This window comes from Streptomyces sp. BF23-19 (genome assembly GCF_041106355.1).
GTDB classification, from domain to species: domain Bacteria; phylum Actinomycetota; class Actinomycetes; order Streptomycetales; family Streptomycetaceae; genus Streptomyces; species Streptomyces virginiae_A.
Genome location: NZ_JBGBPT010000005.1, coordinates 151,935 through 171,457, shown reverse-complemented (window position 1 = coordinate 171,457; position 19,523 = coordinate 151,935). Strand labels below are relative to the sequence as shown.

Sequence of the window (19,523 nt, the reverse complement as noted above, 5' to 3'; positions counted from 1 at the left end):
GAAGGAGGATCGCCCTTGCGGGCTCCACTCGCCACCACCCAGATCGTCCTGTCCGAGGTCACCAAGAGCTACGACACCCGCGTCGTCCTGGACCGCGTCAGCTGTACGGTCCGGCCCGGCGAGCGGGTCGGCGTCGTCGGCGACAACGGCTCCGGCAAGTCCACCCTGCTCCGGCTCCTCGCCGGACGGGAGCGCCCCGACCACGGAGAGGTCGCCGTCACCGCCCCCGGCGGAGTCGGGCACCTCGCGCAGACCCTCGACCTCCCGCCGACAGCTCGCGTCGGCGACGCCGTCGACCTCGCCCTCGCGGACCTGCGCGCCCTGGAGCGCCGGATCCGCGCCGCGGAATCCCGGCTCCACCGGGCCGCGCCCGAGGAGCTCCTCGCCTACGGAGATCTCCTGGCCGCCTACGAGGCGCGCGGCGGTCGCGATGCCGAACGGCGCGTCGCGACCACCCTGCGCCGCCTCGGCGAACGTGCCGAGCTCGACCCGGATCGTCCGCTCGGCACCCTGTCCGGCGGCCGGCGTTCCCGGCTCGCGCTCGCGGCGACGCTGGCCGCCGAACCGGAACTGCTGCTGCTCGACGAACCCACCAACGACCTCGACGACGAAGCGGTCGCCTGGCTGGAGGAGCATCTGCTCACCCACCGCGGCACCGTCATCGCCGTCACCCACGACCGGCTCTTCCTCGACCGCGTCACGACCGCCGTCCTCGAAGTGGACCAGGATCGCCGGACGGTACGCCGCTACGGCAACGGCTACGCGGGCTACCGCACGGGCCGCGCCGCCGAACGGGCCCGCCGGGAGCGGGAGTACGAGCAGTGGCGCGAGGAGGTGCGGGGCGCCGAGCGGCTCGCCGACACCAATGTCGGGCGGTTCGCCGCGATCCCGCGCAAGCTGCCGCGCGGCTTCAGCGGAGCCGGTGCATTCCGCGCCCGGTCCCGCACGCGCGGCGCCGCGAGCCGCATCCGCGCCGCCCGCGAACGCCTGGCCCGGCTGACCGAACACCCGGTCCCGCCGCCCCCGCGCCCGCTCGTCTTCACCGGCCGCTTCACCGACGGCTCGGCGGAAGCGGGAGCGGGAGCGGGGGCGGAGACGGGAGCGGTGGAGGTCGCCGACGTCGCCCTGCCGGGCCGGCTCGCGCCCCTCTCGCTCACGCTGGCGCCGGGGGAGCGGCTGCTGGTGACGGGGCCCAACGGCGTCGGGAAGTCCACCCTGTTGCACCTGCTCGCGGGTGAACTGGAGCCCGCGCGGGGCAGCGTGAGGACGCCGCCGCGGGTCGGGCTGCTCCGGCAGGACGATCCGCGGCAGCGCGAACCGCGCTCCGTCGTCGAGGTGTTCGGCCAGGAGTGCGCCGACCGGGTGGCGGGTCACGGACTGCTCGCCCCGGCCGACCTCGTCCGGCCCGTACGCGCCCTCTCGGCCGGGCAGCGCCGCAAGCTGGAGCTGGCCCACCTGGTGGCGCGCCCCCTCGACCTGCTGCTGTTGGACGAGCCGACGAACCACCTGGCCCCGGCCGTGATGGAGGAACTGGAGGCGGCCCTGGCCCACTTCGGCGGCACCCTGGTGCTGGTCACGCACGACCGGCGGCTGCGCGCGGCCTTCCCCGGGCGGCGCCTGGAACTTCAGCGGGAGCCGGCCGCCGCGAGCCGCTGAGCCAGCGTGCGCAGGTCGTCCGCGTCCAGCACCCGGTCCCCGAAGCCGGGGAGCGGCACGTGCAACGTCGCCGTCCAGTGTTCGGGGACCGCCGCCCGGCCGTACCGGGCCCCGGCCAGGGCCCCCGTCACCGCGGCCACCGTGTCGGTGTCCCCGCCCAGGTCCACGGCGGCCCGTACGGCTTCCGCGAAGGAGGTGGTGGTGCGCAGCGCCCACACGGCCGAGCCCAGGCAGGGCCACACCGCCCCGTTGAACTCGGTGGCCGACTCCGGATGCCAGTCGGCGGCGAGCACCCGGCCGTACCGCTCGCGGTGGGCCGGGTGCACCGCGGCGAGCGTCGCGGGCAGGGCGGCGATCGGATCGGCCCCTTCCAGGGCGACGCGAACGAGCTCGTGCAGGATCGCGGTCCCCTCCCAGGCGGCCCGGTCGCCGTGCGTCAGCGCCGCGATCCGCCGGGCGGCTTCCATGGTCCCCTCCCGCCCGGCGGGGGCGAAGTAGACCGCCGAGGTGGCGGCCCGCATCAGGGAACCGTTGCCCGCGGCCCGCGCGTTGATCCGGAAGTGCAGGGCCGCGGCCAGCTCCCAGGACTCGCCGTTGGTCAGCACGTCCTCGGTCTGCAGTCCGATGTCCTTGGGCTGCCCCGCCGCCCAGCGCTGGAACCGGCCGAAGATGTCCGGGAGTTCGAGACCTCCGCACTCCAGCAGGGACTCCGCGACGAGCACGGCCATCTGCGTGTCGTCCGTGGCCTCACCGGGGTCCCAGCCGCCGCCCCCGGCCATCTCGTCGCCGCGCGCGCTCAGTTCGCCCGCCGCCCCGAACTCGTAGGGCGCGCCCAGCGCGTCACCGGCCGCCGAGCCGACGACGGCTCCCACCGCCCGGTCCGATCGGGTGATCATCGGGTCTCCTCCCGGCACACGGCCGCCAACAGTTCGCGTGTGAAACGGTCCAGGTCGTCCAGGCCGGCTGCCGCCAGGGTGGCCGGGGCGCCGGTCAGCAGGTGGGGGATGGCACCGTGCAGGGCGAGGGTCAGGGCGCGGGCCCGCTCCGGCCCGGCCGGCAGCCCGGCCGTCCGCAGCAGGTGCGCGTGCGCCGCGAAATCCGCCGCCGCGACCGGGTCCAGCAGCGCGGCCAGCCAGGGGCGGCGCGCTGCCTCGGCCTGAAGTTCCAGATACGCCAGTACGCGGGTGCGGCCCGGCCCGGCCGTGTTGCGCAGCAGTTCCGCGAGCAGAGCCGCGAGCAGAGCCGCGAGCCGCGCCGCGTCGGCGGGCCCCGCCTCCGGTCCGGCTCCGGGCCCCGATGTCGGCCCCGCCCCTGCCCCCGCTCCGGGCCCCGCCCCTGCCCCCGCCCCTTGCTCCGGGCCGGCCTCCGCCAGAGCCTCGGCCAGTGCGTGGTACTGCTCCGCGCAGCGTTCGGCCGCCGCCCGCAGCAGGGCGTCCCGGGTCGGGAAGTAGTTCTTGGCGGTGCCCGTCGGTACGGCGGCGGCCGCGTCGACGGCCCGGTGCGTCAGCCCGCGCCCACCCTCCCGCGCCAGTACGGCGATGGCCGCGTCCCGCAGCCGGTCCCTCCGATCCTGATTCACGTTGCCAGCTTAACCACAACCGTGGTACCACAGGTGTAGTACCACGGCTGTGGTGGTCGTGGACGGGGTGGCGAAGGGGGACGGCCATGAGCGACACCGTGAGCGGGCGGGCACCGGACCGGGCGGCGGGTACGGCCGTGGTCGTCGGCGCGGGGGTCGGCGGACTCGCCACCGCCATCGGCCTGCGCCGTGCGGGTTGGGAGGTGACCGTCCTCGAAGGGCGCACCGCGCTCGAACGCTACGGAACCGCCTTCGGGATCCACCCCACCGCCCAGACCGCGCTCGATCGGCTCGGCCTCGGCGACGCGCTGCGGGCGCGGGCCGTCCCGTACCGGGGAGCCCGGATCCGGCGCCCCGACGGGAAGGTGCTGGCCGCCCTCCCGCTCGAACGGATCGAGCGCCGTGCGGGCCGCCCCGAACTGCTCATATCCCGGCCCCATCTCATCGACGCGCTGCTCGCCGCCCTCGACGGCCTCGGCGGCGGGCGGATCGCGTACGGCCGGCGCGTCACCGACCCGGCCGCACTCACCGCCGACCTGGTCGTCGGCGCTGCCCGACGCGCTGGGCGCGTACGACACCGAGCGTCGCCGCAGCGCCCAGCGGGTCGCCTTCGCCTCCCGGAACCTGCACCGCTTCATGACCGGCCGCCACCCGGCCCTGCGCGACGCGCTCGTCCGCGGCGCGGGAGCCGCACTGCACCGAGTGGGCGGGAGACGGTGGCGGGCAAGCGGAACGTGAGTACGCTGCTACTCATGACGGGTCACCCTCCGGGTCCGCTCTGGGCGGGCCGCGCCACCAACCGTGTGCAGTGGCTGCTCGCCGCCATCGGTGCGGCCTGTCTGGCGCTCGGTGTCGAACTCGCCGTCGACTACGCATGGACCGCCGGCATCATCCCGCTGCTCATGTCCGTGATCGGATGCCTCGCCGTCGGGCTGCTCATCCTCTACGGCACCCTCGCCTTCGTGCACGTCGCCGTCACCGTCGACGCCGAGGCCATGGAGGTGCGCTGCGGCCACATAGGGGTGCCCCGCCGCAGGATCCGGCTCACCGAGGTCACCTCCGCCGAGTTCGTCCCCAGCATCACCCCGCAGCAATGGGGCGGCTGGGGCCATCGCTGGCGCCCCGAGAAGGGCACCGCGATCATCGTCCGGCGCGGCGAGGGAGTGGTGCTCGTCCTCGACGACGGCAAGCGGTTCACCGTCACCGTCGACGACGCCGAGAACGCCGTCCGCGTCATCCGCACCCATCTGCGCGCCCTCGCCCGGTAGACCCGGTAGACCCGGTAGACCCGGTAGACCCGGTAGACCCGGTAGACCCGCTGGACCCGCTGGACCCGCGAGACCCGCTGGACCCGGTAGGCCCGCCGGACCCGGTGGATCGGGTAGGCCCGGTAGAGGGGTGTCCCACGGAGCGCGGCCGGGCGCTTACCGGCCCGCGAGGCGCGGGGACGTACACTCCGCCAGATGAGCAGCAGTGTCACCCGTGCGACCGGGAACGAGCCCTCGCAGTCCGCCGACGGGCCCCCGGCCGAGGCGGCCGCGCCCCCCGCGACCGCCCGGTCCGGCGCGAACCGGAAGGGGCTGTGGCTGCTGCGCGCCGTGCTCGCCACCCTCTCCGGCGTGCTGCTCTACCTCAGCTTCCCGCCCCGCCCGCTGTGGTGGCTGGCCCCCTTCGCCCTCGCCCTGCTCGCCGGCTGCGTCCACGACCGCCGCGCCCGGGCCGGCTTCGGCCTCGGGCTCCTCGCCGGACTCGGCTTCCTGCTGCCGCTCCTCGTCTGGACCGGTGAGGAGGTCGGCCCGGTGCCCTGGCTCGCGCTGAGCACCCTCGAAGCCCTCCTCATCGGCCTCACCGGCCTGGGCATCGCCCTGGTCAGCAGGCTCCCGGCCTGGCCGGTGTTCGCCGCCGCCGTCTGGGTCGCGGGCGAGGCCCTGCGGGCCCGGGCCCCCTTCGGCGGCTTCCCCTGGGGCAAGCTCGCCTTCGGCCAGGCCGACGGCGTCTTCACCCCGCTCGTCGCCCTCGGCGGCGCGCCGCTGCTCTCCTTCGGCGTCGCCCTGTGCGGATTCGGGCTCTACGAAGCCCTGCGCACCGCCCGCCGCCACCCCGGCCGCACCGCCGCCGCGCTGACCGCGCTCACCGTCGTCGCCCCGATCGGCGTGGGCCTCGCCGCCCGCCCGCTGGTCTCCGACGCGGCCGAGGACGGCACCGCCGTGGTCGCCGTCATCCAGGGCAACGTGCCCCGCCTCGGGCTCGACTTCAACTCCCAGCGCCGGGCCGTCCTCGACAACCACGCCAAGCGCACCGTCCAGCTCGCCGAGGACGTCAAGGCCGGGCGCGCCCGGAAGCCCGACTTCGTCGTCTGGCCGGAGAACTCCTCCGACCTCGACCCGTACGCCGAGCCCGACGCCCGCGACGTCATCGACCAGGCCGTCAAGGCGATCGGGGTGCCCGTCGCCATCGGCGCCGTGGTGGCCCCGGAGACGGGCCCGCTGCGCAACACGATGATCCTGTGGGACCCGGTCAAGGGCCCCACCGTGACCTACGACAAGCGCAAGATCCAGCCCTTCGGCGAGCGCATCCCGATGCGCTCCGTCGTCCGCCTCTTCAGCTCCGACGTGGACCGGGTGCGCCGCGACTTCGGTCCCGGCAAGGAACCCGGCGTCTTCGACATGGCCGGGAGCGGCGTCGGCATGGTCACCTGCTTCGAGGCCGCCTTCGACGACGCCGTCCGTTCCACCGTCCAGGCCGGCGCCCAGGTGATCGCCGTACCGAGCAACAACGCCACCTTCGGCCGGACCCAGATGACCTACCAGCAGCTCGCCATGGACCGGATCCGCGCCGTCGAGCACAGCCGGACCGTCCTCGTCCCCGTCACCAGCGGGGTCAGCGCCGTCATCCGCCCCGACGGGAAGATCGTCTCGCAGACCGAGATGTTCACCGCGGACGCGCTGGTGGCCGAGATCCCGCTGCGCTCCGGCCGCACCCCGGCCACCGTCGTCGGCCCGCTCCCGGAGTACGCGCTGCTCCTGCTGGCCGCGGGCGGCTTCGGGTGGATCCTGAACCGCCGGATCCGCTCGCGCCGCGCCGCCTGAGGCAAAATTCCGGCCGGTGGCCTCATAGGGTCGGGGTATGACCACTCCCGATTTCATCCGCCGGATCCGCGCCACCGCCGGGCACCAGCTGCTCCTGCTGCCCGGAGTCACGGCCATCGTCTTCGACGACCTCGGCCGGGTTCTGCTCGGCCGGCGCTCCGACACCGGGCACTGGGCCGTGGTCGGCGGAATCGCCGAGCCGGGGGAGCAGCCCGCCGAGACCGCCGTGCGCGAGGTGTACGAGGAGACGGCCGTGCGCTGCGTGGTCGAGCGCGTGGTCCTCGTCCAGATGACGGAGCCGATGACCTACCCCAACGGGGACATCTGCCAGTTCCAGGACATCACCTTCCGCTGCCGGGCGACGGGCGGCGAGGCACGGGCCAACGACCACGAATCCCTCGAAGTGTCCTGGTTCGAGGTGGACGCGCTGCCTCCGCTGGATCCCTTCGGCCTGGACCGGATCCACCGGGCGCTGCGCGACGAGCCGACCTGGTTCGAGGCCCCCGTCGGTCTCGTCTGACTCCCGGGCCGGCGATGTGAGCCGGGCGTACGTGAGCTGTAAGGTTCCGCTGATCCAGAGCGGTTATCGGACAGTCGTACATTCAAGGGGGCGGTCGAGGGATGACCTCGCGCAGTGCAGCCGGTGTGTCTGAGACGGGTGGCCAGGGTCGCGCGGCGGCCGGAGCGGTTCCCGGCGGGCGCCTGGCGGTCCTCGACGGGATCCGGGTCCTCGCCGCGCTCGGCGTGCTCTTCTACCACTACTTCGCCCTCGAAAGCGCCTGGGGGAAGGCGCCCGCGGAGGTCTTCCCGCACGCCCACCGGTTCGCCGTCTACGGCTGGCTCGGCGTCGAGATATTTTTCCTGGTCAGCGGGTTCGTCATCTGCATGAGCGCCTGGGGCCGCACCGTGGGCGACTTCGCGGTGTCCCGGATCTCCCGGCTCTTCCCCGCCTACTGGGCGGCCGTGGCCTTCACCTCCCTCGTGCTGTTCGCATCTCCCGAGGTCAGGACGGCCGGCCGGTTCAGCGACGTCATGGTGAACCTGTCGATGCTCCAGGGCGGCGTCGGGGTCCCGAACATCGACGACGCGTACTGGACGCTCTTCGTCGAGCTCAAGTTCTACGTCCTGTTCGCGATCGTGGTCATGCGCGGCGTGACCTACCGCAACTGCGTCCTGTTCTGTGCGGCCTGGACGCTGGCCGGCGTCGTGGCCCCCAGCGCGGACAGCGGCGTGCTGTCCTTCTTCGCGTCCGCGTCCTCGTCCCCCTACTTCATCGCCGGCATCGGTTTCTACCTGATGCGCCGCTTCCGGCCGAACGCCGTCCTGTGGGCCGTCGTAGGCGTCCAGTTCCTGCTCGCGCAGCACTACGTGCACGCCCGCATGATCTCCAGTCTGGGCCGGGCGGCCACCGAGCGGACGCCCGCCTGGCCCGCCCATCTGGTCGTCGCGCTCGGCTTCGCCCTGATGGCGGCCATCGCGCTCGGCGCCCTCGACGGCGTCCGGTGGCGCTGGCTCCCGCACGCCGGAGCGCTCACCTACCCGCTCTACCTGATCCACATGATGGCCGGGCTCACCCTCATCCATCACTTCCGCCGCGAGGTGGCTCCCGTACCCCTGGTCATCGGGGTGACCGCCACGATGCTGGCGCTCGCCTGGCTGATCCACCGGCTCGTGGAACGCCCGCTCGGCCGACGGCTGCGCGACGGACTGCGCCGCGGGGTGCGGGACATCCGGGCGGACTCCTCCCGCGGTCCGTCGATCGAACTGCTCCCCGCACAGCCCTCCGCCCCCGACGCGGAACGCATCCCGGCCGGCCGCTGGTCTCGATGACGACGGAGGGCAGCCACTGACCTCGGCCTGCCTGTCCGCGTTCGTTTCCGCTGTCCGGCCGGGTCGAACGTGCCGGGCGGGGCGCCGCTGTCGGTCGCCTCAGCCTACGGTCGGCGTGAACTCCACGCGCACGGACTTCGGTCCGCGGGTGAAGACACCCTGCTCGGCCGGGTCGTAGCCGTCGGCCGGTCGCATGTCCGGCATCGCGTCGAGGAGTTGGTTCGTGGCGATCTCCACCTCCGCCTTGGCCAGCAGCGCCCCCACGCAGAAGTGCCGTCCGAGGGCGAACGCCAGGTGGTCCGCGGCTGCCGAGAAGGCGGTGGTCGCCGTCAGGTCGTCGCGGAGGATGTCGAACCGGTCCGGGTCGGCATACCGTCCCGGATCGCGATTGGCCGCTCCGATCAGGCAGGTGACGGTGGCTCCGGCGGGGATGGTGCCTCCGCTCATCGGGACGTCGGTGCCGGCCTGACGCATGATCATGTGGACCGGTGGGCTGTAGCGCAGCGTCTCCGCGAAGGCCCGGTCGATGAGTCCGCGGTCCTGACGGACGGCCTCGAGTTGTCGTGGGTTGGCCAGGAGGTTCGCGAAGAGGCCGGCGACGGCCTTGTCCGTGGTCTCGGCGCCCGCGGTCAGGAGCAGGCTGCAGAAGGCCTTGATGTCCTCGTCGCTCATGCTCACCCCGTCGACCTCGGCGGTGCAGAGCGCGGAGAGCAGGTCGTCGCCGAGGTGGCTCCGCCGTTCGCGGATGACCGGCAGCATGTACGCGGCGAACTCGGCCTGGGCGCGGGTTCCGGCCGCGGCGCATTCGGGGTCGCCGGACAGGTTGGCGGTGAACGCCACGAAGGCCCGGTACCAGCCGCCGATGTGCTTCTGGCCGGACCGGTCCAGTCCGAACATGTCGGCGATGACCGTGATGGGGAAGTGAGAGGCGAAGCCGCTGACGAGGTCCACGGCCCCGGTCTCGCGGAAGCCGTCGATCAGCTCGCGGGCGTTGCGCTCGATGAGCGGTACGACCTTCTCCCGGAGCTCGTGGCCGCGGAAGGCGGGGGCCACCAGGGCGCGCCGGGTGGCGTGCTCGCGGCCGCTCATCTGGAGCAGGGTCTTCCCGTGCACGGGCTCCGCCTGCCAGGCGTAGTTGTCCGTGGTGAAGAGCGACTCCTTGTCCTTGAACACCCGCGCCACGTCCTCGTAGCGCGAGACGAGATAGCTCTGCGTCGCCTCGTGCCACACGAGCTCCGGGCTGTCGCGCAGGGCGCGGTATGTCGGGTACGGGTTCTCGGCGAACTTCTGCGACAGGATGTCCGGGACGTTGTGCGCGGCGGTCATGGAGATCCCCCATCAGCTTGGCCTCCGGCGCGCCGGCCCTGCCGGCTCCGTCTTCGCCCCGGTATGCCGGACACCGGTCCGACGCGCTGGGAAGGCCTGCGGATTACGGTCCGGTCGGTGGTGTCCGTTCAGCTGAACGCCTTCAAGGAAACACCACACCGACCCCCGTCGCCAGGGCTCCGGCACCTACGCCTGAACGCGTCCCTGCCGCCCGCGACATGAGGCGATCCATGGGGTTCGACGGACTCCTGGGAGTTCATCGGCGACGCCCCGGACGACACACCTGGACGGTCGTCCGCCCCTTCGGCCTCGGGGCCCTTCGGCCTCAGGGCCCTTCGGCCTCAGCCCGACGGCCTCAGGACCGTGCTTCCCGGTACAGCTTTGCCGCCCGATCGCCCAGTACCGCGCTGTACGAGATCTCCGGGAGGCTCCCGCCGCCCTCGTAGCCGCCGAGCACCCCGGCCAGCGCACCGTCCACCAGCCAGGGGCTGCCGCTGGTGCCGCCGGTGAGGTCCGGGCAGCCGATCCGGCGCTGGGTCGCCGAGAAGAGGGCGGTGGTGTTCGCACAGCGCACCGGGGCCTCCAGGCTCCGCGGGTAGCCGATGATCGTCACCGTGGCGTCGTCCGGGGGCTCGGGGGCGACCGCGAAACCGCCCACGAGGTCCTCCACGGCCTCGGTCCGCCCGCCGTCCACCGGGGCCACCGTCGCGAAGGCGATGTCGTCGTCCGGGTCCTGGCCGTCCGTCCAGCCCGGAGCGAGGTACGCGCCGGTGAGCTTCCAGAACCCGTACGGGGCCTTGCCGTCGCGGTAGCCCGGCGCGAAGAGGGTGGTGTCCGGGCTCTCCAGGCAGTGCGCGGCCGTGGCGATCACATCGCCCCGCTCGCTGTGCACCACGGAGGCGGTGCAGTGGTGTCCGCCGTCCGGCCCGCCCGCGAAGATCGCCCCCACCCGGTCGGTGGTCGTGCCGCGCGGGGCCCACCCGGTCACGCCGAGCGGCGGTCCGGCGTCGGGCACGTCCACGCCCAGCAGCGCGCCCATCGCGGCCAGCGCGAGCAGGATCCGGGACGCCCGCCGCGCACGGGTGCGCCGGGCCGTTCGGGGGAGCGTGGAGTGGATCATTTTTCCACCCTGCCCGCCGAACCTATGTCCGGAGGATGGAGTTCCGTATGAATTCCCTGTGAATCCTGTGAAGCTCGTGTGAAGGCCGGGGCATGCCCGGACAGGCCCCGCTATGTCGGATGTCGGCGGCCGATCGGCGGCTATCCACGCCGCTCGTAGACCGTCACCCGGCGCCCCCGCACCTGCCGGTCCGCCACCACCGCGAAGTGCTCCCGCAGGACCGCCGCCTTGGCCTTGTCCCGGTCCGCCGACGGCGCCTTCGCCACCTTCTCCGCGTCCGTCACCAGCAGCACCCGCCGCTGCCCGAGCAGCGCCGCCCGGATCCGCGCGGGGTCCTCCTCCTCGCCCTTCAAGGTGGCCGAGGCGGCCGGTGACGCGGCCAGCGCCACATCGGCCAGCCCTCCGAAGGCGCCGGGCGAGACCAGCGCCGTGTCCCGCCGCGCGGCCGGCACGAACAGCACCGCGTCCCCGTCCCGCTTCAGCCCGGCCACCTCGCCGGCCACCGCGAGCACGTCGTCGATCCGGCTGGCCGGAGCCCGCTTGTCCAGCTCCACCGGCAGCAGGGCCAGCACCGAGACACCGACCACGCCCGGCACCACCAGCCCCGCCGCCCTCGGCAGGCGCGGCGCGCAGGCCCGTACGGCGGCCCCCAGGGCGGCGCCGATCAGCAGCGCCAGCCCCACCATGCTGAACAGCACGTACCGGTCCTGGAACAGCGGCTGCACCAGGGACAGCCCGATCAGCCCGAGCTGCGGCACCGCCAGCAGCGGCAGGCCCACCGCCGCCACCGAGAGCGCCTTGCGGTCCGCCCGCCGGGCCCGGCCCGCCCACGCGCCCAGGCCGCCGATCGCCAGGAGGATCCCCGGCCCGATCAGCATGGTCCAGGTCAGTGGCGGTATCCAGGACACCTGCTCGGACTGGCGGCGGCTGAACAGGATCAGCGGCAGCGCCCCGGCCACCGCGCCCGAGCCGTACGCCGCCCAGCGCAGCCACATCCGCCGCCCGGCCCGCACCCACCCCAGGGTCGCCGCGTGCGCGGGCAGGACCAGCAAGGACAGCCAGTTCAGCAGGGCGCACACCAGCACGGCGATCGCGTACGCCACCCAGCGCGGCCAGGCCCGCCGCCCGGGCCCGCGCTCCAGGAGCGAGACCAACAGCAGTGTGGAGAGCCCGGCCCCCGCCGCGACCAGCGCGTACGGGCGGCCCTCCTGGAGGTAGAACTGGACCGCCGGCAGCAGTCCCAGGGTCAGCCCGCCGCCGAGCCCCGCCCAGAACCCGGCCAGGCGCCGCCCGATCAGGGCCACGCACGCCGCGGCGGCGGAGACGGCCAGCACCGACGGCAACCGCAGGGTCGTCGTGCTCGCCCCGAAGACCTCGAAGAGGCCGTGCATCAGCAGGTAGTAGAGCCCGTGCACGGCGTCCACGTTCGCCAGCATCGCCCATATCTCACCCGCCGACCGCCCCGCCACCTGCCAGGTCGCCGCCTCGTCCCGCCACACGCTGTCCTGCCGGGAGAGCCCCCACAGACCGAGCCCCAAGGTCCACAACAGCGGGACCAGCCACACCAGAACGCGCCGAGAACGGGATTCGGTTGTGTGGGGTATGTCGGAAGGCATGAAGGTGTGCGGATCCTCGGTGCGGGGCGTCGGCGGAAAGCACAGTCTATGGACGCCACGGACGGTTTCCGGACCGGGTGTTGTGCACCACGGAGCGTGATCGTCCGGCCCGCCGCCCCTAGCCTCGCCGCAGGAGCACGAACGAGGGGCGGTACCCGGTGAACTGGCTCATCCACGACTACCGCGAGAGCGATCTCGCGACAGTGGTCCATCTGATCGACACCACGGCCGAACTCGGCCAGGAGTCCGTCTTCTCGCTCGCCGAGTGCATCAGCGCGCTGACCGACCGCCAGCCCTGTGTGGTCGCCGTCCACCAGGGCGTCCCCATCGGCGCGGCGCTCGCCTGCGTCACCGGCGAACGGGCCTGGGTCATGCGTATCGCGATCGCCTCCGGCTGGCGCGGCCGGGGCCTGGCCAGCGCCCTGCTCGTGGAACTGGAGCGACGGCTCATCGCCGCCCGCGTCGGCCGCATCGCGTACGTCCTGCCGGAGGAGGACATGCTCGGCGAGGGCCTCCTCAACGCCGGGTACACCCGGCAGCCGGCCGTCGCCTACTTCGAGAAGACCGAGCCGCTGCACGGACCGGCCGCCGGCCTCCTCGACGACCTGGGCGGCCGTTTCCTCCCCAACGACCTGTGGGCCAAGGTCGCCGGCATGGAGAAGGAGAAGGACCTCATCGAGCGGCGCGTGGTGCTGCCGCTCGCCGAGCCAGAGCGGGCCGCCTCGCACGGCGTGCGGCCGCCGCGCGCCATCACCCTCTTCGGCCCGCCCGGCACCGGCAAGACCACCTTCGCCCGGGCCATCGCCTCCCGGCTCGGCTGGCCCTTCGTGGAACTGCTGCCCTCCCGCCTCGCCGACGAGGGCAACCTGGCGGCCGCGCTGCGCGACGCCTTCGCCCGGATCGCCGAGCTGGAGCGCGTCCTCGTCTTCATCGACGAGGTCGAGGAGATCGCCCCGGTACGGACCGAACCCGGCCGGCCCGGCGGGATCCACGGGGTGACGAACGAGCTGCTGAAGCTGATACCGGGCTTCCGGGAGGGCGACGAGCGGCTGTTGGTGTGCGCCACCAACTCCATCCGCTCCCTGGACCCGGCCTTCCTGCGGCCCGGGCGCTTCGACTACCTCATCCCCATCGGCACGCCGGACGCGGGGGCGCGCGCCGCGATCTGGTCCCGCTACACGGCGGGCCGCGCGGACATCGACGTGAACGCCCTGGTGGCGGCCACCGAACTGTTCACCCCGGCCGACATCGAGCACGCGGCGCGGATCGCGGCGCAGGTGTCCTTCGAGCGGGACCTGGAGGCGGTGGGCGCGCGGGGCGCGGCGGCCGCACAGCTGGGCGCCACCACGGCGGACCACCTGGCGGCGGTCCGGCAGTGCCGGCCGACGGTGACCCCGGCGATGACGGGCGAGTTCGAGGCGGACATCACCGCGCACGCCCGGTTCTGACCCCCCGGTCACAGCCCTTGACTTCCGTCCCCCGGTTGCGGCGGGGGCGGAACGCGGAACGGCCCGCGGCCACGCACGGACGTGGCCGCGGGCCTCCCGCGCGCACTCGGCAGTCCCTCGGCCGCACGGCTGAAAGCCGGCTCGGCTACCGTCACCGCATGGGCTTCGTCATCTTCATGACCCTTCCCGGTCTGGCTCTGGTGCTCACCGCCGTGGCCTTCCTCGACCTGGCACTGGTCCGTGCGGGCCGCGCCGGACTGCTGCCCTGGCGGTGGAACGGCCGCCAGGGGCAGATATCCGCCACCGGCTTCGAGCAGCTGCACGCCAGCTTCTCGCCGGGCAAGCAGAACGAGCTCAAGGAGCGGCAGAGCGCCCTCGTCATGCGCGACGACGAGGAGGACGGCGCACCGCCGCGCACCCGGGTCGACCTCGACGGCGGCCTCGCCGTCATCCGACTGCCCGACGCCGGCACGGCCGCCGCGCCGACTACGGGGTACAGCGGTACGTGAAGTCCACCGCGGCCGTGCGCTGTCCGGGCGACACCAGCTGCAGCTCCGCCTCGGCCGGGTAGCTCCCCGTGCCCTTGAAGGTCCACAGCAGGTGCAGCCGGGCCTCCCGCTGACCCCGCGGCACCCGCTCGGTCAGCTGCTCGGACCGGGTTCCGTCGCTGCGCACCCACCGGTAGGTGAGGATGCCCGGGCGCCCGTTGGTCGCCACGACGGCCACCACATCGGCCGCCGCGTCACAGGCCGGGCCCTTGGGATCCGTACGCACGGCCACGTCCCGGACCTCGATGCCGGGCCCGAACCGCTGCCACCCGAGGTACGCGAGGACCCCGGCCAGGACGAACGCCGCCAGGGCGTACCGCCGCAGGCCCGCCAGGCGGCGCCGCCGGGGCGCCGGTACGACGGCCATCACGGCGTCGAGGGGGAACGGCGCGGGCATGGCCGCGGTGACCCCGGGACCGAACCGGAGCACGGAGCCCTCGACCCGGTCGGGAGCCACCGGCTCGGGCGCCATCCTCTTGGTCGCGTCCGGGGGGCCGCTGAACCAGTGGCTGCCGAGGACGGTGGCGCTGTAGTCGTCGCCTTCGGGGGCGCCGGAACCGCTCATCGGGGTACCTCCTGGCAGCGCAGCAGGTACTGCGAGGCCGACGCGGACTTGTTCCCGGCGGTGGGCTTGGTGGTGACCCGGACCCCGCCGTAGCAGCCACGGTCGCGCGCGAAGGCGTGGGACCTGACCTGGGTGGCCGTCGACCCGGCCGGGACCACGAACGACTCCGTGCCGTCGGCGACGGAGTAGGAGCCCTGCGCGCCGCCCAGGAACCACTCCACCGTCACGGTGACCGAACCGGTGCCCTGGGAGGTGACCGAGATGGTGGCGTCGCCCCGGTAGACCCCGGTCTTGAGCGACACGGAGACGTCCGTGACCTTCAGCGTGGGCGTCGGTGCCGGGGTCGGCGTGGGCGTGGGTGACGAGCTCACCGTCGGCTGCGGGGTGGGGCTCGTCGACCAGGACGGAGAAGCGGACGGCGACGCGGACGCGGACGGCGAAGGGCTCGGGGACGCGGAGGGGCTCGGACTCGGCGAAGGGGAGGCGGACTCGCTCGGGCTCGGGCTCGGCGAGGCCGAGCCGGGCGGGGCCGCGCTCGTCGTGGCGAAGGCGCTCACCGCCGAGGCCGCGTCCGGGGCCGCGCCGATCGCGTCCGTCGTCAGGACCAGCACGGTTCCCAGCACCAGCGCCACACCCGCCGCGAGCCAACCGCGACGGCCCGGTGCCCAGCCGGAACCGCTGGGCACCGTGGTCGTGGCGACCGCCGTGGTACCCGCCGCCGAGCCGCCCGCCGAAGGGAACAGCAGCGGCAGCAGGGCGGCCAGCGCCGCCAGCTTGCGCTGTCCGCGCTCCTCCCACTCGGGCCCGTACGCCGCCAGCGCCACGCCCTCCAGCTCGGCCACGAACGCCTCGGCGTTCTCCGGCCGCTGCTCCGGCGCCTTCGCGAGGCCGCGCCGGATCAACGGACGTACGGGCTCGGGCGCCTCGGTCTCCGGTACCGGTGCCTCGATGTGCTGGACGGCGAGCTCGGCGAAGTTCTCCCCGTCGAAGGGCTTGCGGCCGGTGAGGCACTCGAAGAAGGTCGCCGTCGCCGCGTACACGTCGGCCGCGGGCGAGGCCGGCCGGCCCTGCCACTGCTCGGGAGCCATGTAGGCGGGGGTGCCGGCCACGCCGGGCGTGCTGCCCCGGTTCGCCGCGATCCCGAAGTCCACCAGCTTCGACGAGCCGTCCGGCGCGACCAGCACGTTCTCCGGTTTGTAGTCGCGGTGGACCACGCCCGCCCGGTGCGCCGCCGCGAGCCCCAGCAGGGAGCCCTTGAGGACCACCAGCGCGGCTTCGGCGTCGGCCCGCCCGGACTGCTTCAGCAGGGCGCGCAGGGAGATCCCGTCCACCAGCTCCATGACGATGGCGGCGCCGCCGGACGCCTCCACGTACTCGTAGAGCCTGACCACGTACGGGGTCTGCAGCCCGCCCAGGAGGCGGGCCTCGGCCCGGAACTCGCCGACGAAGGCCGGATCCTGGCGCAGCCGGTCGCTGAGGTACTTCACCGCGACCGGGGTGCCCGTACCGTCGTGGACGGCGAGCACCACGCGGCCGCTGCCGCCCGAGCCGAGCTCACGGACCTCGGTGTAACCGGGGACCGACCATGCCGCCCTCGTGTCCTTCATCGTTCCCGCCCCCTGCCTGCCGTGTGGCGCCGCCGCATTCGCTCGGACGACCGGTCCGGGACCGGTGTCCGCCGGCCTCCCCGGACCGGACGCCCCAAGGGACGTGGTTTCCGCCGTGGCCGGTTCCCCACCACGGCGGTTGGCTCAGGCCGCGGCCGACAGCGCGCCGATCATGGCGTGCAGCCGGTCGGCCGCCGCCTGCCCGAAGGCCGGATCGTTGATGTGCGTGTCGTAGTCGTAGAGCCTGGTGGCACTTCCCCGCAGGCCCTGGCGCAGCGCCGAGAACAAGGCCCGGTCCGCGCCGGCGTCATGGTACGGCCCGCCCGGTGCGCCGAGCGTGGACAGTCCACGGAGCGGGACGCAGACCGCCGTGGGTCCGTTCGCCACGCGCAGTTTGGCGGCGACCCGGCGGCCGAGTTCCGCGCACTCGGCCGGGGTCGTACGGGTCACGGTGATGGACGGATTGTGGACGTGGACGCCCCGGTCGCGGACCTGCCGGGGCAGGCTCTCCAGCGGGCCGAACTTCACCATGTCCAGCGCCCCCAGGCTCACCACCTGCGGGACTCCGGCCCGCCCGGCCGCGCTGAGCCGGTCGGGGCCCGCGCTGAGGATGCCCCCGCACAGGTCGTCGGCGAGCTCGCTGAGGGTGAGGTCGAGGACGCCGGCGAACACTCCCTGGCCGGCCAGGGTCTCCAGGGTGCGGCCGCCGGTGCCGCTGACGTGGAAGACCAGGACCTCGTAGCCGAGTTCCGTCAGCCGCTCGCGCGCCGCGTCCACCCCGGCCGTGGTCACGCCCGCCATGCTCGCCGCGATCAGGGGGCGGCCGCCCGTGCCCAGCCGGGGCGGGCGGCTCTCCGGGGAGGTGCGGGCGTAGGACCGGGCCATCCCGGTGATCGCCGCCACGGCGTTCGCCAGGATCGGTGCGGAGACGCTGTTGATCCCCGCGATGTCCACCACGCTGTACATCATGGTGATGTCCGAGGAGCCCACGTAGGGGCGGACGTCGCCGGACGCCATGGACGAGACCATCAGTTTGGGTACGCCCAACGGCAGGGCGCGCATCGCCCGGGTGGCGATGGAGGTGCCGCCGCTGCCGCCGATGGCGAGCACCCCGTGCAGCCGGCCCTCGTCGTGCAGGCGTAAGAGGGTCGCCTCCGCGCCCCTCGCCATGGTGGTCACGGCCGCACCCCGGTCGGCGGCCGTGCGCAGTTCCGACAGTTCCGTTCCCGCTGCCCGGGCCACCGCGTCACGTGGGACGTCGGCGGGCACCCGGGGTTCGCCCATGATTCCTGTGTCGACCAGTACCACTTCGACGCCGGCGCGCAGCAGCCTCTCGCGCAGCCAGCCGTACTCCACACCCTTGGTGTCCAAGGTTCCCACCAGCACGACGTTCGTCATGTGTGCAATGTCCATGCAGGTAAGGGTGTTGGCAAGTGCAAGTGTGGGTCAAACCTTCAGGAGACCCAACAGTCGCTCCAGGAAGGGGAGTTGGGAGGGGATCAGCATGTTTTGCGCCGGTGTCGGAGCAAACCAGGCCACCCGGTCCAGCTCCGGGAAGTCCTGGACGTTCCCGGAGTGCGGCGGCCACTCCATCGAGAAGGTCCCGGGCACCATCAGCGCGGGGTCGAGATCCGCCTCCACCGCCCAGATGGTCACCAGCTTTCCGCTGGTCAGCCGCACCTCGCCCAGCGGCAGGTACGCGCCCTCCGGCGGGGGCAGCCCGATCTCCTCGGTGAATTCCCGGCGGGCCGCGTCCCGCGGAGTCTCCTCCGGTCCGTATTCACCCTTGGGGATGGCCCAGCCACCGGCTTCCCGCCCGGCCCAGAGCGGGCCGCCCATGTGTCCGAGGAGTACCTCGACACCGGGCTCCGCCTCCGTACCGGTCCGCCGGAAGAGGAGCAGTCCGGCACTGCGTTTGTGCGTCATGGGTCCATCCATGCCCCGTACGGACCCGTGCCAATGACGTGCGGTACGCGTTCCGCCGTCAGTGGTCGTGCGGTCCCTGCCGGTGGACGGGACCGTGCGAGTCCGCGCAGTGCGCGTCGGACGCGCCGCCGCCCGTGCGGCCGACCGTCAGGAGGGAGTCCTGCGCGTGATCCACCTGGAGGGTGGTGTGCGTGATCCCGTACTCCTTGTCGAGCAGCGCCTCCAGGTCCCGGCGGACCGCGTGGCAGTCGCCCGCCGGCTCCACCAGCACGTGCGCGGACAGCGCCGCTTGACCCGAGGTGATCGTCCAGATGTGCAGGTCGTGCACCTCGGTGACGGGCGGGTGCCCGGCCAGCCGGTCGCCGACCGCGTCCGGGTCCACATGGGCCGGAGAGGCCTCCAGGAGGATCCGGCCGGACTCGCGGACCAGCCCGTATCCCGCCTTGAGCATCAGCACCACCACGACCAGCGTGGCGATCGCGTCCGCCTGCCGGAAACCGGTGGTCAGCACGATCACACCGGCGATCGCGGTCCCGATGAAGGCGAACAGGTCGTTCAGGATGTGCTGGTAGGCGCCTTCGACGACGAGCGCGGAACGGTTCGCCCGGGAGATGCACCAGGCCGCGGCCACATTGACGACGATACCCGCGAGCGCCGTCACCACGACGAGCCCGCCCTCCACGGGCGGCGGGTTCATCAGCCGCCGCACGGCCTCGTACGCCAACCAGAGCGCCAGCAGGATCAGCGTCAGCCCGTTCGCCTGGGCGGAGAGTATCTCCGCCCGCTTGAGGCCGTACGTGAAACCGCCGCGGGCGGGGCGCGCGGCCAGCCGCATGGCGATCAGCGCCAGGACGATCGAGACGGCGTCGGTCAGCATGTGGGCCGCGTCCGAGATCAGGGCCAGCGAGTTGGCCATGACACCGATGACCACCTCGACGGCCATGAACCCGCCGATCAGGGCGAGCGCGATTGCCAGCCAGCGCCGGTCGGCGTCCGCCGACACGCCGTGGCTGTGCCCTCCGGGTCCGTGGCCGTGGCCATCCGACCCGGGTCCGTGTCCGTGGCCGTCGTGCGCGTGGTCGTGCCCACTCATGGCGTCCCCCGTCTCGTCGCGGCACCCGTGTGTTCGGTTCCGTCGCGTGAAGTGAAGCGCACCCCGGCGGGATCGGCAAAGGCTGCAACGGGGACCGTTGTCATTACCCATAAGAGGGCT

17 protein-coding genes and 1 pseudogene are annotated in these 19,523 nt (G+C 73.5%); 8 read left to right on the top strand and 10 right to left on the bottom strand.

Annotated elements, in window-relative coordinates; genetic code table 11:
* Window positions 1-15 precede the first annotated feature (15 nt).
* Window positions 16-1,656 carry an ABC-F family ATP-binding cassette domain-containing protein gene (locus tag AB8A24_RS05080; RefSeq protein ID WP_369474888.1) on the top strand — a complete coding sequence of 547 codons (1,641 nt, stop codon included), beginning with the start codon at window positions 16-18 and terminating at the stop codon, window positions 1,654-1,656.
* On the opposite strand, the gene AB8A24_RS05075 is transcribed toward AB8A24_RS05080, so the two are convergent.
* A complete protein-coding gene (locus tag AB8A24_RS05075) occupies window positions 1,626-2,552 on the bottom strand; it encodes an ADP-ribosylglycohydrolase family protein (RefSeq protein ID WP_328964567.1) in 927 nt (308 codons plus the stop codon). The two genes, AB8A24_RS05080 and AB8A24_RS05075, sit on opposite strands and share 31 nt — an antisense overlap.
* Window positions 2,549-3,235: a TetR/AcrR family transcriptional regulator gene (locus tag AB8A24_RS05070; protein ID WP_369474886.1), complete on the bottom strand. Its 687-nt coding sequence runs from the start codon at window positions 3,233-3,235 to the stop codon at window positions 2,549-2,551. Before AB8A24_RS05070 ends, AB8A24_RS05075 begins: the two co-directional genes overlap by 4 nt.
* 86 nt (window positions 3,236-3,321) lie before the next feature.
* Between AB8A24_RS05070 and AB8A24_RS05065 the strand changes: the two are divergent.
* The 5 genes and pseudogenes from AB8A24_RS05065 to AB8A24_RS05045 all read left to right on the top strand — a co-directional run.
* Window positions 3,322-3,786, top strand: a pseudogene (locus tag AB8A24_RS05065) (FAD-dependent oxidoreductase); the annotation flags it as partial.
* Between the two features lie 201 nt (window positions 3,787-3,987).
* Window positions 3,988-4,503, top strand: a complete 516-nt coding sequence (locus AB8A24_RS05060) for a hypothetical protein (RefSeq protein ID WP_328966079.1) — start codon at window positions 3,988-3,990, stop codon at window positions 4,501-4,503.
* A 195-nt stretch (window positions 4,504-4,698) separates the two neighbouring features.
* Complete coding sequence (lnt, locus tag AB8A24_RS05055) at window positions 4,699-6,324, top strand: apolipoprotein N-acyltransferase (RefSeq protein WP_369474885.1); 1,626 nt, start codon at window positions 4,699-4,701, stop codon at window positions 6,322-6,324.
* 37 nt (window positions 6,325-6,361) lie between these two features.
* A complete protein-coding gene (locus AB8A24_RS05050) occupies window positions 6,362-6,844 on the top strand; it encodes an NUDIX domain-containing protein (protein ID WP_369474884.1) in 483 nt (160 codons plus the stop codon).
* A gap of 125 nt (window positions 6,845-6,969) precedes the next feature.
* Window positions 6,970-8,154, top strand: a complete 1,185-nt coding sequence (locus AB8A24_RS05045) for an acyltransferase family protein (protein WP_369474883.1) — start codon at window positions 6,970-6,972, stop codon at window positions 8,152-8,154.
* A 99-nt stretch (window positions 8,155-8,253) separates the two neighbouring features.
* On the opposite strand, the gene AB8A24_RS05040 is transcribed toward AB8A24_RS05045, so the two are convergent.
* The 3 genes from AB8A24_RS05040 to AB8A24_RS05030 all read right to left on the bottom strand — a co-directional run bounded on the left by AB8A24_RS05040 (window position 8,254) and on the right by AB8A24_RS05030 (window position 12,216).
* Window positions 8,254-9,480 (bottom strand): cytochrome P450, encoded by a 1,227-nt coding sequence (locus tag AB8A24_RS05040; RefSeq protein WP_266387928.1) that lies wholly within the window; start codon window positions 9,478-9,480, stop codon window positions 8,254-8,256.
* Window positions 9,481-9,835: 355 nt separating this feature from the next.
* Complete coding sequence (locus AB8A24_RS05035) at window positions 9,836-10,600, bottom strand: serine protease (protein WP_369474880.1); 765 nt, start codon at window positions 10,598-10,600, stop codon at window positions 9,836-9,838.
* Between the two features lie 140 nt (window positions 10,601-10,740).
* On the bottom strand, window positions 10,741-12,216 hold the full coding sequence (locus tag AB8A24_RS05030) for a glycosyltransferase family 39 protein (protein WP_369474878.1): 1,476 nt from the start codon (window positions 12,214-12,216) through the stop codon (window positions 10,741-10,743).
* Between the two features lie 158 nt (window positions 12,217-12,374).
* Between AB8A24_RS05030 and AB8A24_RS05025 the strand changes: the two genes are divergently transcribed.
* A complete protein-coding gene (locus AB8A24_RS05025) occupies window positions 12,375-13,664 on the top strand; it encodes a bifunctional GNAT family N-acetyltransferase/ATP-binding protein (RefSeq protein WP_328964574.1) in 1,290 nt (429 codons plus the stop codon).
* Window positions 13,665-13,822: 158 nt separating this feature from the next.
* On the top strand, window positions 13,823-14,173 hold the full coding sequence (locus AB8A24_RS05020; RefSeq protein ID WP_369474877.1) for a DUF6191 domain-containing protein: 351 nt from the start codon (window positions 13,823-13,825) through the stop codon (window positions 14,171-14,173).
* Here AB8A24_RS05020 and AB8A24_RS05015 read toward each other — a convergent pair.
* The 5 genes from AB8A24_RS05015 to AB8A24_RS04995 all read right to left on the bottom strand — a co-directional run bounded on the left by AB8A24_RS05015 (window position 14,151) and on the right by AB8A24_RS04995 (window position 19,403).
* Entirely contained in the window at window positions 14,151-14,777 is a 627-nt protein-coding gene (locus AB8A24_RS05015) for a hypothetical protein (RefSeq protein WP_328964576.1), read from the bottom strand. The two genes, AB8A24_RS05020 and AB8A24_RS05015, sit on opposite strands and share 23 nt — an antisense overlap.
* The gene (locus AB8A24_RS05010; RefSeq protein ID WP_369474876.1) at window positions 14,774-16,384 is read right to left on the bottom strand and encodes a serine/threonine-protein kinase; all 1,611 of its coding nucleotides are present in this window, start codon (window positions 16,382-16,384) and stop codon (window positions 14,774-14,776) included. The genes AB8A24_RS05015 and AB8A24_RS05010 overlap by 4 nt, the downstream gene beginning before the upstream one ends.
* 144 nt (window positions 16,385-16,528) lie before the next feature.
* Complete coding sequence (locus AB8A24_RS05005; protein WP_369474908.1) at window positions 16,529-17,782, bottom strand: Tm-1-like ATP-binding domain-containing protein; 1,254 nt, start codon at window positions 17,780-17,782, stop codon at window positions 16,529-16,531.
* A gap of 48 nt (window positions 17,783-17,830) precedes the next feature.
* The gene (locus AB8A24_RS05000) at window positions 17,831-18,310 is read right to left on the bottom strand and encodes an NUDIX domain-containing protein (protein WP_328964578.1); all 480 of its coding nucleotides are present in this window, start codon (window positions 18,308-18,310) and stop codon (window positions 17,831-17,833) included.
* A gap of 58 nt (window positions 18,311-18,368) precedes the next feature.
* On the bottom strand, window positions 18,369-19,403 hold the full coding sequence (locus AB8A24_RS04995) for a cation diffusion facilitator family transporter (RefSeq protein WP_369474873.1): 1,035 nt from the start codon (window positions 19,401-19,403) through the stop codon (window positions 18,369-18,371).
* Window positions 19,404-19,523 lie beyond the last annotated feature (120 nt).